Annotated in this window: 17 protein-coding genes and 1 pseudogene; 8 read left to right on the forward strand and 10 right to left on the reverse strand. The window is 49.7% G+C overall.

Annotated features, from left to right (window positions below; genetic code table 11):
* Positions 1-45: 45 nt before the first annotated feature.
* Both JW878_09105 and JW878_09110 read left to right on the forward strand, forming a co-directional pair.
* On the forward strand, positions 46-357 hold the full coding sequence (locus JW878_09105) for a 30S ribosomal protein S10 (protein ID MBN1763212.1): 312 nt from the start codon (positions 46-48) through the stop codon (positions 355-357).
* A 106-nt stretch (positions 358-463) separates the two neighbouring features.
* Positions 464-688, forward strand: a complete 225-nt coding sequence (locus tag JW878_09110; GenBank protein MBN1763213.1) for a hypothetical protein — start codon at positions 464-466, stop codon at positions 686-688.
* 96 nt (positions 689-784) lie between these two features.
* On the opposite strand, the gene hdrB is transcribed toward JW878_09110, so the two are convergent.
* From hdrB to JW878_09125, 3 genes and pseudogenes are all read right to left on the reverse strand, one after another.
* Positions 785-1,675 carry a CoB--CoM heterodisulfide reductase subunit B gene (gene hdrB / locus JW878_09115; protein MBN1763214.1) on the reverse strand — a complete coding sequence of 297 codons (891 nt, stop codon included), beginning with the start codon at positions 1,673-1,675 and terminating at the stop codon, positions 785-787.
* Positions 1,672-2,223, reverse strand: a complete 552-nt coding sequence (gene hdrC, locus JW878_09120) for a CoB--CoM heterodisulfide reductase subunit C (protein MBN1763215.1) — start codon at positions 2,221-2,223, stop codon at positions 1,672-1,674. The genes hdrB and hdrC overlap by 4 nt, the downstream gene beginning before the upstream one ends.
* A gap of 123 nt (positions 2,224-2,346) precedes the next feature.
* Positions 2,347-2,859: pseudogene (locus tag JW878_09125) on the reverse strand (metallophosphoesterase).
* A gap of 74 nt (positions 2,860-2,933) precedes the next feature.
* Here JW878_09125 and JW878_09130 point away from each other — a divergent pair.
* Positions 2,934-4,187, forward strand: coding sequence for a DUF460 domain-containing protein (locus JW878_09130; protein MBN1763216.1), 1,254 nt, complete (start codon positions 2,934-2,936; stop codon positions 4,185-4,187).
* Between the two features lie 300 nt (positions 4,188-4,487).
* Positions 4,488-5,450: a methenyltetrahydromethanopterin cyclohydrolase gene (mch, locus tag JW878_09135; GenBank protein ID MBN1763217.1), complete on the forward strand. Its 963-nt coding sequence runs from the start codon at positions 4,488-4,490 to the stop codon at positions 5,448-5,450.
* 85 nt (positions 5,451-5,535) lie between these two features.
* Here the strand turns inward: mch and JW878_09140 are convergent, their stop codons facing one another.
* A complete protein-coding gene (locus tag JW878_09140) occupies positions 5,536-6,219 on the reverse strand; it encodes a phosphoribosyltransferase (protein ID MBN1763218.1) in 684 nt (227 codons plus the stop codon).
* An 86-nt stretch (positions 6,220-6,305) separates the two neighbouring features.
* On the opposite strand from JW878_09140, the gene JW878_09145 reads away from it, so the two are divergent.
* Positions 6,306-7,595: an ArgE/DapE family deacylase gene (locus tag JW878_09145; protein ID MBN1763219.1), complete on the forward strand. Its 1,290-nt coding sequence runs from the start codon at positions 6,306-6,308 to the stop codon at positions 7,593-7,595.
* A gap of 62 nt (positions 7,596-7,657) precedes the next feature.
* Here the strand turns inward: JW878_09145 and JW878_09150 are convergent, their stop codons facing one another.
* Positions 7,658-7,978: a hypothetical protein gene (locus tag JW878_09150; protein ID MBN1763220.1), complete on the reverse strand. Its 321-nt coding sequence runs from the start codon at positions 7,976-7,978 to the stop codon at positions 7,658-7,660.
* Positions 7,979-8,241: 263 nt separating this feature from the next.
* Here JW878_09150 and JW878_09155 point away from each other — a divergent pair, with 263 nt between their 5' ends.
* Positions 8,242-8,769, forward strand: coding sequence for a nucleoside-diphosphate kinase (locus tag JW878_09155; GenBank protein MBN1763221.1), 528 nt, complete (start codon positions 8,242-8,244; stop codon positions 8,767-8,769).
* A 164-nt stretch (positions 8,770-8,933) separates the two neighbouring features.
* Here JW878_09155 and JW878_09160 read toward each other — a convergent pair whose 3' ends face one another.
* The 5 genes from JW878_09160 to JW878_09180 form a co-directional block, all read right to left on the reverse strand.
* Positions 8,934-9,794: a sugar phosphate isomerase/epimerase gene (locus JW878_09160; protein MBN1763222.1), complete on the reverse strand. Its 861-nt coding sequence runs from the start codon at positions 9,792-9,794 to the stop codon at positions 8,934-8,936.
* A 66-nt stretch (positions 9,795-9,860) separates the two neighbouring features.
* On the reverse strand, positions 9,861-11,201 hold the full coding sequence (locus JW878_09165) for a nodulation protein NfeD (GenBank protein ID MBN1763223.1): 1,341 nt from the start codon (positions 11,199-11,201) through the stop codon (positions 9,861-9,863).
* A gap of 165 nt (positions 11,202-11,366) precedes the next feature.
* Positions 11,367-14,567 carry a DNA polymerase II large subunit gene (polC, locus tag JW878_09170; GenBank protein MBN1763224.1) on the reverse strand — a complete coding sequence of 1,067 codons (3,201 nt, stop codon included), beginning with the start codon at positions 14,565-14,567 and terminating at the stop codon, positions 11,367-11,369.
* Between the two features lie 151 nt (positions 14,568-14,718).
* Positions 14,719-16,167 (reverse strand): MBL fold metallo-hydrolase, encoded by a 1,449-nt coding sequence (locus JW878_09175; GenBank protein ID MBN1763225.1) that lies wholly within the window; start codon positions 16,165-16,167, stop codon positions 14,719-14,721.
* 148 nt (positions 16,168-16,315) lie between these two features.
* The gene (locus JW878_09180) at positions 16,316-16,597 is read right to left on the reverse strand and encodes a hypothetical protein (protein MBN1763226.1); all 282 of its coding nucleotides are present in this window, start codon (positions 16,595-16,597) and stop codon (positions 16,316-16,318) included.
* A 141-nt stretch (positions 16,598-16,738) separates the two neighbouring features.
* On the opposite strand from JW878_09180, the gene JW878_09185 reads away from it, so the two are divergent.
* Positions 16,739-16,912: a hypothetical protein gene (locus tag JW878_09185; protein ID MBN1763227.1), complete on the forward strand. Its 174-nt coding sequence runs from the start codon at positions 16,739-16,741 to the stop codon at positions 16,910-16,912.
* A gap of 60 nt (positions 16,913-16,972) precedes the next feature.
* Positions 16,973-17,750: alpha/beta fold hydrolase (locus JW878_09190; protein MBN1763228.1), on the forward strand; the 778-nt coding region annotated here is incomplete at its 3' end.

Below are 17,750 nucleotides of genomic sequence, written 5' to 3' on the forward strand. Positions count from 1 at the left end.
CGAAGCGAAGCGAAGCAAAAAGGAAGAGGGAAGGGGACAAACAGAATGAACCAAAAAGCACGGATAAAGCTTTCGAGTACGGATCATAAGAAATTGGATGACATCTGTCAACAGGTGAAGCGGATAGTCGAGACGACAGGAGTGAGAATGTCAGGACCCATACCTCTCCCGACAAAGAAACTCGTTGTGCCATGCAGGAAGAGCCCTGATGGCGAGGGCTCTCCCACCTGGGACCATTGGGAAATGCGCATACATAAACGGTTGATCGATCTGGAAGCGGATGAACGGGCACTGCGACAACTGATGCGCGTACCCATTCCCAAGGATGTGCACATAGAAATTGTGCTGAAGGGGTAGTAGATACAAACCAAACGCGACAGACAAATATAGAAAACTATAAATAGCGTGTTGGTTGTATCCTATCCTATACCAACGTGTAACTAACTAAAAAGAGGTGATAAGGATGGGTGTTGTACCTGATGAGGTAATAAATGAGAAGGATGCTGAAATCGCGGCACTGATAAAGGAGATAGGCGATTTAACGAACGAATTCAAGGCCGCAAGTGATGAGGAGCAGAAGACCGAGATCATAAATAAGATCACGGAGAAGGAGAAGGACCTGCGCTCCGTGCGGCAGAAGAAAGGGCAGTTTAAGGCTGTGCAAGCGGCGCCGTCAAAACTCTGGTAGATAATTCGATTCTGTTCAGATCTCGATAGAGTACCACAAACATAAAATAAAAAATAAAAAAGAAAGAGAAGAAAAAAAATTTTTATTTTTCTTCTTTTATTTTAGCAATTTCTCAGACATCTTGGTGGTTTGCTGATCTAAACCCAGCTCCTTTTCGCTCATTCCCATTGCGAGTCCAACGAGTTGCAAAGCATAGAGAACGGGCAGATCAAAAGAGGTGCCAAACGCCTTGTTTATCTCGTATTGGCCACGATCAAGTTGCAAGTGGCAGAACGCACAGGGGTGAATTACACAATCTGCGCCCTCTTCGATCATACTCACCAACTTCTGACGTGTCCATTCTAAAGCCGTTGGGGTGTCCGCAGTTCGCACGCCGCCGCCGGCACCGCAACACATCAGCTTATCCTTGTAAACTGTTTCTTTTGCACCGATTGCCTTCACGATGTCCTCTAGAACGTTAGGTGTTTCCGCAGATCCATGCCCCCGCACCTCGCTCGGCTTGAGGAAGTGACACCCGTAATGTATCGCTACATTCACGTCCTTCATCGGCTTCGTTACTCGCTCTTTTAACCGATCTAGTCCAACCTCATCGTGAAGAACCACAATGGAATGATGCACCTCCGTAGTTCCCTTATATTCCCTTCCGGCTTTACCTAAAATCTCATTGACCTTTTCCTTTAACTTTGGATGCTCTTTAAGCAAATGGTCGGCTTCTTGCAGCGAGCCATAACATCCGTTGCACGTCACATAGATCTCAAGTCCCATTTCCTCCGCGATGGCGAGATTCCGCGCTGCAATAGGTAGCCATGTGTACATGTCAAAAGAGCCGAAGACACCAGGTGCCGGACAACAGGAAGCACCCACCATCTCTTTTGTCTCTATTCCAAATTCCTTAAAGACCTTCTTCGCCGATGCTTCTATTCCCGGATACCTGTTCGGTGTGATACAACCAAGGAAATAAGCATACTCCTTCGTTTCTTCGCTCATTTCTTCTCCTCCGCTTCTTTAAGGTTCATTTTACCCCAATCAAAATCAATCAGCTTATCGAAGCCCGTTTCTTTGCAGATTGTTTGTATTTGCTCCAGTTGTTCTTTGTATTTCTGCGTGGTTGGTGGCTGTGATTCCAGTCCGATCGATTCCCGTATCTTCATCTGGTCAGGACCGATCGGCACGCCATGGCCGGTTTTCAACGCATACACACCAATCATCCGATGGGGCACGGACATGTGTCCCTCCTTCGCGGCCAGGTTCCGTATCGTCCGTATGATATCCGTGCACTTTACCCCTTTCGGGCAGCGTTCATAGCACGTGTAACAGGTTGTACAGAACCACAGTTCAGGAGCGTTGAAAATCTCCTCTTTCATATCCTCCTGTGCCATCCGAAATAACTTTCGAGTTCGTAGTGCTGTAATTCGTCCTGATGGGCAGCCGCCAGTACACTTCCCGCACTGCACGCACTGCATCAGCGATTCCATGTGCTCTTCGCCAAAGACGCCTCCGCCCCATTCAATTATCTCATCCATTAATGTTCCCATTTGGGTGTTCCTCCATATTCTCTCTTTATCTATCGAGTACCTACCTCGTTATGGTTACAACTTTTCGGCTGTCCATATAAATAAGTTGCTCTTTTTCGTTAATGCACAACAACACTGTTGTTGCTACAGATTCACCATCTTCGCACCATCAATCTCGAAATCAAGTAGAGCCGCCGTTTTCCTTCCCGTGAGGTAACCACAGCACTCCCCGGGGTTAATCACCCACGTCGTCTCTCGGTCATCGGCTCTACCTGGATACTGCTCGATCACCACTTTATGCGTATGCCCAGAGATCACTGCATCGTACCTGCCCGATGTGGCCAGGGGTTCCACGATCTGCGGCTTGTGAGTCACAATGCTCTTTTTATCAGCGAAATCAAATTCATACGGGTCTTCGTAGAGCTCCCCCACCCATTCTTATTCGTAATCCTTCTTTAAACGCAGTTTATCACCGTCATTATTGCCGAAAAAACCTGCCTGTGAGGCTTTGAGTTTTTTAAACGGCTGCGAGGTAAATGGTGAGATAAAATCGCCCGCGTGAATCAGCAGTTCGATGCCTTCATCGTTAAAAATCGCTACTGCCTCGCCTATCGCATCAAGATTGTCATGTGTATCCGATATTATTCCCACTTTCATGCGTTCTCACTTTCACTTTAGCCATACCATATAATTTATTTTATATGCCTGTGGTGGTAAACACTAATAGTTAAATGGCTGATTCATACGCACGACGACGCTACACCATCGTTGGCATTGATCCGGGCACGACGGTGGGAATTGCCATGATCGACCTCCGGGGCAAACTGGTAGAAGTATTCAGCGCGAAGAATTATTCGATTTCAGATGCCATAGCATGGATCGCAGCGCGTGGAAGGCCTTTGATCGTCGCTTCTGACGTTACGCCTACACCCGCGATGGTGAAGAAGATAAGCAGTGTCTTCGCTTCTCCGGTTCATGACCTGGGCGAATCTCTGTCCACGGACGAGAAGATCGCACTGACGAAAGGCGAAGATTACGAATACAAAAACGCCCATGAGCGAGACGCATTAGCAGCCTGCGTTAACGCGTTCAAGCACTACAAGAGAAAATTCACACAGGTGCAGAAGAAGACGCCCGCGGGTGTAAATGTGGAAGTGGTAAAGGCGATGGTGGTACAAGGCGTGTCAATAAGCGCGGCCATAGACCGGCTGATCGCTCCTGAAGAGGAGAAAGAGCAAGTTACGGAAGAGCCAAGGCAGAGCGAGGGCGATAGCGGTGTGGAGCGTGAGCGGGATGGTAAAACGATCCTCAGATTACGTGGTCTCCTGAAGGATAAAGACGCGCGAATCGAGCTGCTGGAAGAACGCATAACAGCGCTCGAGACACGTTTAGAAGAAGGGGAGTGGGAGAGAGCACGCTTGAAGCGGAAACTCGATTCCACACGTTCAGCGAGTACGAGAGCGTTGAAAAAAGCGGAAGAGATACGAAAGCGGGACCGGGCGATTGAAAGCTTGAGAGCGGAAGTGAGAGCGCGCGAGCAGGAGAAAGCAGAGCTAAGGGGCATCATCGAGGCCCTGAAAGGCGGAGGGAAACGAGATGTACAGGGTGGAAAGAGGATTACGGTGATACAAACGTTCAGCCATGATGCGATCGTGGATGCCGATAAGAACTACGGGCTTAACAAAGGCGATGTCGTGTTCCTTAAAGACGGCAGTGGCGGTGGGGCAAGTACTGCGGAACTATTGGCGAAGAAAGGTATCGTTGCGGTAATCTACGGCAAAGAGCTCTCGCATTTCGCTGTTGATACCTTCTCTCAGTTTGATATTCCTACGTTCTCCACGCACGAGCTACCGCTGCTGTCAATCGGTGATGATGATGAAGAAGAGGGAGCGTTCGCTTTTGTGGATCTGCACCTTCTCAACGAGCGGATGGAAGAATGGAAGCGGGCGCGGCGGGAAAAGGAGGTGGTACTGCTAAATCGTTAACGCAAAGGCAGTCGGTCGTTTTCTCTCTGCACGTGTGTCTTTACTTAATCTTGACCGTTGAAGTAAGTCCCTCTGACTCTGCAAGCAAAGGCACGTTCGCCGCAGCACCTTGCCATCGCAATCATACTATTAGCTGCGTTGAGCGGTGGCTAAAGAGCTAAAGTAGGCCTTTAATTTGTTCATACCACATTTAAGGCACAGAACACGCACAGTTACAATTCGTACCGGGGCAACAAAGGAAAGAATCGTATCATTATAAATAGTGGCACGGCATTGTAAAGTAGCACAGGTGAATGAACAATGATAAGTGTGAATGAGTATGGACTGGACGTTTTTGAGGACATGATGGACCTTGCAGAGGATTTGCAGGTGGGCATAGCGGAGTTGGATAATGGGACAACGCTCATAGATGCAGGCGTGGAAGAAAAGGGGGGATTTGCAGCGGGGTTGTACGTTTCGCGGATATGTATGGCGGACCTTGCGGATATTACATTCAACAGTTTTGACCTTGGTAAATTGGTTGTGCCGGCGGTAGAACTTACCACCGACCATCCGGTGATCGCGTGCATGGCGTCACAATTCGCGGGATGGCGGATAAAAGTAGGGAAGTTCTTCGGTATGGGCTCGGGGCCTGCACGGGCACTTTCGCTCAATCCAAAAGAGCTGTACGAGGAGATAGATTATACGGACGACGCAGATGAGGCGGTGCTGGTTCTGGAAAGCAACACGATGCCGGATGCTGAGGTGACGGCGGCGATAGCGAAGGCATGCACGGTGGAGCCAGAAGATCTTTACATCGTGGTTGTGCCAACGGCATCCATTGCAGGCTCTGTGCAGATATCCGCGCGTGGTATAGAAACCGGCGTACACCGGCTCGAAGTGCTCGGTCTTGATATAAACCGCATAAAACACGCGCACGGCCTCATCCCGATCTCACCCCTCGTCGGTGACGATCTGAAATGCATGGGCTCGACCAATGATTGCATCATGTACTGCGGTCGCATGTATTATTCGATAGATTACGAGGACGTAGAGGAATTGAAAGGCTACGTAAAGAGCGTCCCGTCAATGAACTCGAAGGATTACGGCAAGCCGTTTTACGTTACCTTTAAAGAGGCGGAATTCGACTTCTATAAGATCGATGCCGCTTCGTTCGCACCTGCGGAGGTCACCGTGAACGAATTGAACAGTGGTAAGACGTTCACCAGCGGGAAGATTAATCCGGAGGTGTTATTGGAGTCTTTTGGTGTGGAGTCGATATAATCAATCCTTTCGGGATTCTAAGAAGCTTTAGGCGTCAGAGAAGACGTCAGTGTATACAGCTAGCTCGAAGAGCCGAGAAAGAGGTTCAGCACAGCAGCCACACCTCTTCCTCTCCTTCTTCTTTTCTTCTTTTTAGTTTACCGTGATATGCCATATTCTCCACTACGTCCTTGAGCTGATAATAGGGCACATAAAAGTCAAATTTTTCCCTCAGAGCAGCCCGTAATGCACGCACGCTCAGCCCCTGCCCCTCGTTCGCAATGATCTTCTCAGATAATTCCATCACGTCCTCATGAAAGCTCCAGGGATAGATGATCCAGGTCCAATCGCTCATAAGCTCGCCGTAGAAATCAGGAACGTACGAGGAAGAGGTTTTGTGGTGCATCGTTACGGTTTTTACCTCCCGTGCACCCAGGGATTCAACATACTCGACGACCAGTTTTAGGCTATCGCCAGTGTCAGTGACGTCATCGGCGATTAACACGCGTTTCCCGCTCAGCATCTCGCGTGCTTTCTCGTCAAGCCCGTATTTCAGCAGTGCGTCGCCCGTAATCGTGGCGGCTAGCCCCCAGTGCTCCATCTTCAAACTGAGCAGATCTTTGAGCAGAAAGAAATCACAGAGCACGCGAGCTAAATACCAGCCGCCTCGCGCCACGCCAACAATAATCTCCGGCTTGAAGCCCGAGGCCTTTATCTCCTCGCCCGCATCCTTGCAAAGGTCGTAGGCACAGTTCCAATCAACGAACGTGCAGCTAAATTTCTCTTGCATGACTTACGACTCACTCCTTCTCGTTTCACCCGCAGGTGGTATATCCCTACTATTTTTGTCTGCGTATATAAGGGTTTTGTATGATGATGAACGAAGAAGAGCGAAAGGTGGAAGAGCGCAGGAAAGAAGATCTGGACGAGATAGTGGCAAGCAAAGAGACGCAGAAGTATCTTATTGATACCCTTGAGGCTTTGGTCAGGATACCAACGTTCGTGCCGCCTGGCGAACATTACGGCGAGATAATTGATTGGCTCATTCCTAGTTTCAACGATCTTGGATTCACATGCGACCGAATAGAGATGCCTGCGGATATTTATGAGACGCGGCAAAAGAGTGCGGAATTGAGCGGTGCGCGAGTCAACCTGCTTGCTACCAAGGATTACGGCGCAGAAGAGAGTGTGGATATTTACACGCATCTGGATGTCGTTCCGGCGGGAGAAGGCTGGAGCACGCCGCCCTTTGAGCCTGTAATTAAGGACGGCAGAATATACGGGCGCGGTGTCGCGGATTCGAAAGGAAGCGTCGCTGCACTATTAACCGCACTGCGCATTATGGCCGAGCAGGGTCTGGAGAGCAGGTACAATATCCAGGTTGCGTTGACTACGGATGAAGAGATAGGGCTTTATTCCGGGTTGTGCTTCTTTGCCGATGACGGCCTCTTGAAGGGCGATTATTTACTGTGCATGGATACCAATAATGAGGGTGTCTGCGTGGCAACGAACGGTGTGATGAACTGGGAGATGAAGGTGCACGGGCGATCGTGCCACAGCTCGATGCCATTTCTGGGTGTGAATGCGGTAGAAAACGCAGCGCTCGTGATTCGGGAGTTAGAAGCCCTGAAGAAAGACGTTGAGCGCAGGGAATCGGAGGCGCCCGCCAGCCCACAGATGACGGAACAGACGGGCCGGAAACACATAACGTCCGTTTTTAACGTTACAATGATAAACGGCGGTGTGAAGGAGAATCTGATACCTCCGAGCTGCACCGTGCGGGGCGACCGGCGCTACATCCCCGAAGAAGTGGAAGAAGAGGTAGTAAAGGAGTTTGAAGCAGCGGTAGAAGCGATAAAGAGTAAGCACGGAATTGCGCTGGATTTGTATCCGAAGCCGGGATTCCCGCCTATGTTCACCGATCCTGATGACAAATGGGTAAAGCGTGTGCAGGTTGCGGCAACGGATGCTTTTGGCGTTTCCAAAGGAGTAATAGGCGTGCAGGGTGGTCTGGACGTAGCGTATGCAGTACAACGAACGAAGCAGCCGGTGTGCGCATTCAGTGTTGGTAATTGGATGGAAAGCAACGCACACGGCCCTGACGAGAACGTCAGGCTAAGCGATTTAACAAACTACGTGAAGTTTTTGGTACGGCTGCTGACGTAAATTCCGGACGCAACCATCCCTGCTCACCATCCGCCTCGCTGCGCTCACGAGAATAAATAGTTCTATCTGGCGGTACTTACACACTCTGTCTCTTGCGAGACGAGTTTTGTTGCAAAAGAGCCATCGAAATGAAGGGCGATTTCACGTATCGCAGCCCCTATTGAGTCTGACGCATGTACGACGTTGCGCCGCAGGTCTATCCCGTAATCGCCACGTATGGTCCCCGGCTCCGCTTCTTTTGGATCTGTTGTGCCTGCCATTTCTCTCACACGGCGATCACGTTTTCGCCATCGATCACCATTCATTGATACCGTTAGTGCGGATATACTATGGGAAACGAAACCCTCGAAGAACTTCCTTTGCGATACCTGCGATAAGACCACTCAGCGCGTAGGGCGTATTTATGGATGTAGCCAAGAACAGCCCAATGAGTTGGGTTCACCAGCTCTGTAAAGACAGTCGTGACCAAGCTTGTGGACCCTAAGAGCAGTATATTCTTCATTTATCTGCCTCTGAAATTATTCGTATGAAAACTATGAACACATATAAAAATATGCCTTGACTATTTAATAACGGGGATTTATATTTTTGATGGTATATATATTAGACAATTCTATTGAAAATCAAACCAGAAGGTGTGCAAGCAATGACCGAAGCAACAGAGAAGCCGCAATACACAATGATTATTCTGAAGCCCGACGCACTGGTGAAATCCTTGGTTGGGAGCATCCTCTCCCGCCTTTTAGAAGCACGCCTGAGGATTGTTGGTGCAAAGGTTGTCAAAGTATCTCGGGAACGTGCGGAGCAGCATTACGCGCATTTAAAAGACGAACCGTTTTTTGATGACCTTTATGAATACTTTTCCGGTAAAACCTATGGTCCAAAGTATGAACGCGTACTTGTGTTTGTGTCCACAGGGGAGGACGCAATCTCAAAAGTGCGAAGGATCGCTGGTGCAACGAATCCACTCGACGCAGACCCGATATCCATCCGCGGAGCATACGGCAGGATTAATAAACAAGGCATCATGGAGAACGTGATCCATTGCTCAGACTCCGAAGAATCCGCAAAAAAAGAAATCCACCTTTGGTTCAATCCCGATGAAATTGTTGAAGAGATCTATCCCACCAAAAAAGTCATTAAGAACAATTGCGAAGTGATTGAATGGGCATAGTGCGTTCCGTTCATGTGTCAATGCGTGAATTCATTGATGTGACTGGCTTACTCATCAAAAACGTTCTTTCTTTCACTCTTTCGTCTCTTCTTCACTCTTACATGTGTCTCTTCTGATCATGAATACTGTAACTATACTTCTCCTGCATCGTTAAAATCCTTAATTCAGAAATAGCTCTTAATTAACTCCACGTTGCGCTCCAGCTCTTCATAATCCATCTCCTTTCGCTCTCGATTCTTCCAAAAAGTCTCTACCAGCAGATACTTATAGGTGGTGGCTTTCAAGAGCTTGAATACCTCATCGAGGTCCAAGTCCCCTGTACCAAGTGCTAGATGATCTCGCACTACATTTCCGGTGCAAGCGCAATCGTGCACGTGCACCACCAGTATCTTCTGACCACATTTGTCTATCCATTTCTTCAGGTAATCCAGATAGCCCCCGTCACCCGTTTTGGTCTTTGAGTGGCGTGCTTCCGCCTTTATCGCATGTCCTATATCGAAGGTGAACTGCAGATGGGGGTAGAAGCGCGAAAGCGCATCGTGTATCAGGTCGGACTTATCAAACGGGACTAACTCATTCTCCACGCAGATGGGTATACCAAACTCGGAAGCCAGTCGCGTTAGCTCCTCGCATCTTCCCAGACTTTTCTGTTTTATCTGCGGTCGCACGTCCTCGAGCTTGTAGGTGGTTACTCGTGGATGCAGATGGCAATTGTAGTACAACGATCGCGGTAGAAACACGGCGGAAAACGCCATACAGTTTCTTAAAACGGTCATGCTCGCATCTGCTATCTCATCCCGCGGATGCGCTACGGGTGTATCAATCGGCGAATGGAATCCGATTTTCAAACCAAACTCCTCTACCAGCTGCTTTAGCTCTTCTCGCTCCGCTTTGGGCATGCTATCGGGCAGCGGATAATCAAGCGAAAACTCGATGTAATCCAGGCCAAGTTTGTAAAGCTCTTTCAGTGTCGTCTGGAATGGTCTGTTTCCGTACCATACTGGTGCACCTAATAAAACGCCCATTTGTTTGTTACCCCCCCTCAAAGCGGGTCTTTAACTGTCACGTCCCCTACGACTGCCAAACGAATTTCACGGCGCTTTCCGTTTCACGATTAACGTTAACCCGTCGCGATCTATTATTTCCACTTTTTCACCCCCGGATATCCGGTCACCGGCCACAGTTCGAGCGTTCCAGATTTCGCCTCGTAATTTCACCGTGCCTTCGTCCTCGTTAATTTCTGTCTCCGCCTTCGTTACTCGTCCGATAAGCTCTTCGCCACCTACTTGCGCTCGTCGCTTTCTCAGCTTCAGCACGGCGCCCATAGCGAAGAAGAAGAAAGCTGCGGATGCTATCGCAAAGCCAATTATCGTCAATGCGAAACCCCCGAACCAGCCGGACTCAGGACTAATGAGAAAAGGCTCTTTCGGTAAGATTAAGGCTCCGATGATCAGGCATACGGCGCCACCCGTCGTGAGTATGCCAAAGGTAGGCGTAAGCGCCTCCGCAATGAACAGCAGAACAGCGACGACAATCAGGAGTATTCCAAACACGTTTACCTCGAACAGTCCTATGCCGTACAGCGCTAAAATCAGGCAGATTGCACCGATCATTTCCGGTACGTAGGTCCCCGGAGACATAAAGCCGAAGATCAGCCCGTATATGCCAACCATTAGCAGAATAACTGCTATTTGTGGATCACTCAGCGTTTCTAACAGCGAAGATCGCACCGTTTTCTCCTTGATGTGGAGAGATGCGCCTTTTGTCGCTATTGTTCTGTTCTCAGTGCCTATTTTAACGGTCATGCCATCAACCGTGTTTAAAAGCGCTGTTTCGTCCTCTGCAATGAGATCAATTATTCCTCGTTCCAACGCGAGATTCTCGTTGAGCGCATCGTTATCGGTAACAAAGCGCTTGGCTTGCGTTGCGTTTCTACCCCGCGATGCTGCAATGCTCTCGATATGTCCTGCGAAGAAGTTTATGGTTTTCTCATCCGCGGCCTTTCGCCCTTCTACACCGATTTCGACCGGCATTGCCGCTCCGGTTGTCGTTCCGGGCGACATCGCGGCGATGTTCCCCGAAATGAGGATAAATGAGCCTGCGGATGCCGCTATTGCGCCTTTTGGTGCTACGTACGTAATCACAGGCATATCTAAATTCAGGATCGCTTCGGTTATTTTCAGCGTAGAACCAACGATCCCGCCAGGCGTATCGAGTTCAATCAATGCCGCTTCGGCCCCCATCTCCTCTGCTTCTCGTAAGCCCTCAACGATGTCTAAGGCCGTGCCTTCGGTAATTGTGCCTTCGATTCTTATCACGTAAATTACGTGTTCGTTGCCGATAACGGCACCCACCGATGGTGTAATCAAAGCACTTGCAATGCTAACGAGAACAAGGCTAAGAAGAATCACACGCACAAGCTTGCTGGTCATCTGTGAAAAGCCTCCTTTGCGTTCTATACTATATATGTCACAACAACACTTATGAAAGTTTGTTTGCACTGGCACTTTTCGGTAAAACCCATCTTGAATACCTTCACAAACCTATTCTTCTAAAAAAATCGCGGAGGGATGGTTTGGGGGTCTGGTCCCTTACTGCTACATGAAATCACTCAAGGCTTTCTGCTTCTCTGGTGCGACGGGAAAGAGCGCTTGTATATCCTTGTCTAAGAGTTCCAGCCGTTGCCTTGTATAACTGGATACATGGTACTCCTCTGCGATGCGGAGCGAGACAGCGAGATACTTTCGGATGCTCGCCGCATGCACGGTGGGAACGATCTTACTGCCGCATCGCGTGCATACGCCACTCAGCGGTATCCGCCGGTATTTTGTGTTGCATTTGCTACACCGCATCTTCTGTGACCCAAACGCACGGAGGTTTCCTTTGATGTCGCGCAGGAAATGGTTATCGATAACGGTTTCTGCGACTTCGCTCTCATTTACCGCGCGTATCATCCGTGCCAACCGCAGTTGCGCCTCCATCTTCTCCACCATCGTATCCAGTTGCTTATAGAGCGAATTAACAGGACCTGCCGCGATATCTGAGGTTTCATGCGTATAGCCGAATCCGTACACATCCTTCGGTTCCTCTATCCTACTCGCTGCGGTCTCTATCTCCACCTCTTTCGGTGACTTACCCGCACATGCCGCTTCGTAGAACTCCAGCGGATACTCGCGTGCTGTAGAGACGTTGTGCGCTTCCTTGTCCACCTCCTTCGGATTGAGGAACGGTATGAGCACAAGCGGGGCATCCATCTTACCACCTCTTTTCTCCGGTAGGAATGACAGTGAGAAATTGAGCAGTGCATCCAAAAGGAGCAGAACTGAATCTTCGTCACCATCGCAATTCCGGCGTTTCGCGGCATGGAAAAACGGATGCGCATAACATGCCGAAGCCGTTGTGAATCCTATTATCCTGCCTAATATCCCCGCAGAGGTGTGCGGTGCCAGACCGAGCACGAGATGCCCGATGAGGTCTTCCTTAACTGATGTGCTGTAATAAGGCGCTAAGCCATAGAATTGCGAGAGCAGCGAGTCCACAAACTGTGACACCTTCAGCAAATACGATGCGGCGTCAACCGAAATAATAATATCCTGCTGCTTGAGCTCGACCACCTGCGTCCCGGTCTGCAACACCTCGCCGTTCGTATCGTACGAATAGCCCAACTCACGCGCCTTTTTCACGCTCAAGCCGATCTCGTTGGGTTTGAAATGCGTGAGTGGCAAATTCGTGAAGTCGTAGCGGATCGTGCCGTCCTTGAACACGACTACGTCATGCTTCGCCCTCAAAATCCCCTTTCCGAGATGTTCAGCCACTTTCTGCTTTGATATAAGCCCCTTTACGCATTTCACGTCCAATTTGCTCGTGTTCGTATGATCCTCGCCCATTCGCTTCATCGTCTTCTGATAATAGCTCCGCAACGCAATGCTCTTCTTTGCAGTTCCGTTTCTATTCTGCGTTTTGTTGGTTACCGTCGTCGTTTTGCCCGGCCGACCGATCGCCTGTAGCTCCACGTCGATGACTTCGTTCTTCAAGGCTTCCTTCAACGACCGGTTCTTACCACCGTAGTCGCCAAGCGGGAAGAGCGAATGCGGCGCAGGCTTCATCCTCCTCTCTTTCGATTTCTCCGGCCGGCCCATCCGCATACCGATTCGTGTCGGCGCTCTGTTCCTCGTCCTTAACCCTACCGATTCGTCACGTTTCAAATCCTCGGTTATGCCTAAACACCGCAACAACGCAGTCGGCTCCGCGATCGCCAAAAAACCTTTCTTAACCGTCGTTCGATGTAGAACGAGCAAATCCTCCAGAATTCGCTTTACGCTCTCATCATCGGGAATCCAGAGCGTTTCTCCCTCAACAATCCCCTTTTCGCAGATAAACGCAGCGAGATGTTCTCTATCCTCATCCGTTATATCCCCCCAGAGATAGGTATACACAGGATGGAGCGGCACCCCGTAGATGGACGAGATTTCTATCGCTTTTGCTTGATCCGGTGGTTTCAACCGCCATTTCGCTGCTTCCTCCTTGGATTTCACTTCTAACTCCTTCAACCACCACTCATGCGCGTATGCACCGGGCATTAAGCGATGGCCGGTCTCCAGAAAATCGCCGTAATCGATGAGTATCTCGCCCAAATCCACTATCTCGGCTACCTCCGTCTCGAACTTGCCGAACGTCTGGGGATCTAATCTGACGAGCGAGCCGTCGTTCAATTTCACCGTTGGCCCTTCGATCGAGTCCACAGGGGCAACGCAGCCCGCCTTACCTGGTAGTTCCGGCTTTATCTGCGTTCCCGCCGCAATGAACCCTAACAGTGACATTGTCGTCGGATTCAATCCAATGGTCTCCAGTCCCGTGTTGCGTGCACGCCCGTAACGAAGCCTGAATGCGCCCTTCGCCGATGGCCCACCAAATACCGGTCTCCCGGCGATTAAATCAGCTAAGAAGCTCTTCTTTCGTTGCTCGCCCTTCGATTTCACCAGCTTCGTTACCCAGTCCCAGCCTTCGAGTTCGAGCCGATCGACATGCCGCTTGATCTTCGGCGCCTTCATTGCGACGCCTTCCGTGAGTACAAGCACCATTCCACCTCGAACCTTATCGGTTGCAACGCGTTGAAGTCCCGTATAACCGCCTACTTCGATCTCTTCCGTGGGATCGCCGTCAATACAGATCGGGCAGCTCCGTACGATTTCCCGTATCTCGTCATCGCTCGGCGTGTACTGCAAACCGCTTATCCGTGCATAGACCGAAACTTCCAGAACGTACCGGCCGATCTCGTCTTCACGGGGATGATACGCCTCAAAGCCCATTTTCCGCCTTATATAATCCCCGGCCAGTACCGAGAGCGCCTGAGCAGTTCCGCCCGCACTTCTTATCGGCCCCGAATAAAAAATCTTGATGTACTCACTCCCGTCGTCGTTTCTAGCGGATTCCACACGCGCGATTCCCTCTATCGGCGCCGCGACCACGCCTTCCGTGAGTATCGCCACGGCGGTTCGCACAGCGTGCTCGACTACCTCTATCCTTTTATACGTGCCGAATCTACCTTCGACGAAGTCCGAGCCGATCCGTAACGCGATTTCTTCCCGGCCATTACCTTCACGCTCCAATTCGTGTATCCGCGTACTCAAGCCCTTAACGCCGATGAGCGCCTCCACGCGCTCCGCGAGGTCTTTCGTGATATGTATCTCAGGAGCTGGTGCGGGATCAAAACCCTTTCTCCTCGCCTCTTTCGCTATTTTCAGCTCATCCGATAAAGTTTCCTTTAACGTCTCGTGGTACTCAGAAGTCGAAGACATCGTACATATCTAATATTCTGAGGGGTTATAAGTGTTTCGATTCGGGCTGTTTTATACGTGAAAAGTCATGAAACGACCGTTAAATGGCTGTTTTTGCTCTTAGCAGTGAAGACAATTCATTCCCAAAATAGTGCTCTGACAACCTAAACCTTCACAACGTGTATCGCTTCCCCTGCTCAATAAGCTCCACGTTCGTAAAGAACTCCTTGAATAGCTCCGGACGTTCCGTATGCACCGGAAACACCCGCTCAGGATTTATCTCCGTAATCATCGCTTTCAGTTCAGGCCCCGAAGCGTGTCCCGACGCATGAGCGGAATATTTCCGGATTCCGAAATGGTCTAACCAATGCCTCTTTCGCTCCTCGTCCAATAGCATCTCATCACTGAACGGTTCGCAGGACGATTTTATCCATATCGCGGTTTTCGGCTGGATATCGGTAAGTTGATTTATCTCCCAGAGGCTCAGGGAGACCACGTAATGCTCGGGATTGTTCTGCAACCCATCGCAGGTTATTGCGTTTTCCCTGTTGATCAAGGGCCTTTCCCAATTCGCATAGTCCTGCTTGACCAATCTACTATCAATTCTGTCCCTCCCGATTAAGCCCCAGCTCTTCTTTGGCACTAAGATCTTCACATAACCGAGTTCGAAAGGAGCTGACGAGCCCAACGCTTCTATAAGGTACGCAAGTTTCAGAGGTACGACAAATTCGCGCTGATTCACCCGAGCAGCTTCAAAGATCGTGTTCACCCTGGCAAGATCGCGAATTGGATGCTCGACAAAGACCAGTCCTTGTGCCGTAGCGATCAACTGCGTGATTTCGTTCTTTACGCCTGCTTCGCTGTCCTTTTCTCTCTTATCAATTCGTGTGCCCTCGGATACAAGCCAGGTTGGCTTAGCGGCTTTCGCTTTTTCAACAAATCGGTTGCTTAATACTTGATTAAAGCCGTGGAACCTGATATCGCCCGTGTAAACTAAGGTGTCCTCGCCTGAATGGATGATGTAGCCGCACGCACCAGGTAAGGAATGATCCACGGGCACCATTTCGATCTCCATCGAGCCGATTGAAACGCGCTTCTCTGGCTCCAGCACGTGGAAATTTCGCTCGTGGACAAACTCCGTGTTCTTCCTTGTTACTCTGCTTACGGTTCCCCGCTGGTTCGTATAAAAAGTGAACGCATCGCAGGCTGTGGTTAAGTCTGATAATGGATTGCTGCCCGTCTCTTCCACTACCTGGAGGATGGTTCGTGTCGCTTCCGTACAGTAAATAGGGATATCCGGCCGCAGGAAATGGATATACTGCGCGTGGTCAGCGTGAGCGTGGGTAAGTAAGACAGCGTCTATACTCCTCGCTTCTGGCCGCCGGCCCATGTGCGTGAGATAATCCGTTCGGTAAATGCCTTTGATATCTGGCAGAAGCCTCAATTCAAAGAAGTCCGCTAACGCAGTGCATTTACGCGGTTGTAAGAACTCGGCGAAGTACTGATTAGCAACGTTGAAGCTCATACCGAAATCGAGGAAGAGCTTTGTGCCGTCGGCTTCGAAAAGAATCTTATTTCCTCCGATTTCGTTCACACCGCCGTAGAACGTGAGCGCGGGCATTTTATCTCGTAGAGTATTTTAGCGTGCAAAGTATAAACGTATGTGCTACGAGAGGTTTACTCTACTCGCGTAGGCATACTTGCTGGAAAGAGAGGTTAGACTAGACGCTCGAGGCTGAAGCAACAAAACCAGCTAGGCACCAGTCTATTCACTTTTGGTCGACCTTTAGCAGTTCCGCACAGATAAAAAAGCCGTTCCCTGTGAGATAGATACTACCGCTTGGAAGCCGCTCAACCAGCCGCTTGTCCAGAAGCTGCTTCAGGTAACGTTCGGCGTCTTCCTCGCTATAGCCGCTCACATCCTCCAGGCTGACCGGATTTGCTATTCCACCGCACGCGTCGTACAAATCACGAAGAAACTTCAGTTCCGATGCATCCATCGACGTATACAAATCACGAAGCAGCTTTCGTTTTTTGCCTGATTCGCTCATCTTCGTCCCCTTACCTAATTTATCTTCTCCACCAATCGTACTTAAAGCCGTTGCTGCGCGCCACGAAAGTTTTAAGGATACCGATATACCTTTATTCCATAATAGTCCGATGCTCGGATGGAATGGAAGTGGGAGGGTAAAATGGTAGTAACCGCAAAAGTGAGGTTCGTAACCGGAGAGACAGAAACATACAAGGATTGCATAATCGATAAGAAGAATCGGATAGTTAGTATACAAGGCAAAGGGAAATTGCATCAACTCGGCGAGATAGGGTTTATTCCGTTCGAAGCGATACTATCCGTGGAATACGATTAGACGCAATCACGTTTTTGCCTTTCAGGAAAAAGCAGTCGTGCATTTTCGTCAACAGCAAAGATGGAAGAATTGATCACCTTTTATTCTGAGAATCAGAAGATATTCGGAAACCTGCATCTACCGTACGCAAAAGCGCCCTGTGTCATCGCGTTGCATGGCTTAGAGAGTAGTAAGGATAGCGGTAAATGGCCCATCATAGCCGCGAGACTTACTGCGGAAGGCTACGCATGCTTGCGATTCAATTTTCGGGGCTGCGGGAGCGGGTCAGAAAAAAGCGAGGGGGAGTTTGAGGAGGTAAGCCTGACGGGGAGAATAAGAGATTACAACTGTGCTTTACGATTTCTAGAAGAAACAGGCAAGGTTGATATGCGCAGAGTGGGCGTTATTGGTTCTAGTTTTGGCGGAATGGTCGCCGTAGCGGTCCCGGATAACAGAATCAAAGCCATGGTAAGTCTAGCCACTCCGTACACGATACTTCAGATCCCCGCAGGGAGCCGATTTAAAAAAGGATTCTACGACGATCTGCGGGCCTATGATCTGCTAAAAGCTGTACGCGGTGCGCCGCCCATCCTCATTCTGCACGGCAGCTCGGATTTAGTTGTTCCGCCCGAGCATGCACAGAAGCTCTATGAGGCTGCACCGGAACCAAAACGACTGGAGATCGTAGAAGATGCAGACCATGTGTTTTCTCAGCGTGAGCACTTAGATCTGGTGATCAACCTGAGTTTGGAGTGGTTTAAAACGTATCTCATTTATAGTCAAAAACCAAACAATTCATACTTAACACCCTCGCCTAGAAACCGCTCGATCCAGCCATGCGCGAAACTAAGCCGGGATG

The organism is Methanomicrobia archaeon (assembly GCA_016930255.1).
Lineage (GTDB): Archaea > Halobacteriota > Syntropharchaeia > Alkanophagales > Methanospirareceae > JACGMN01.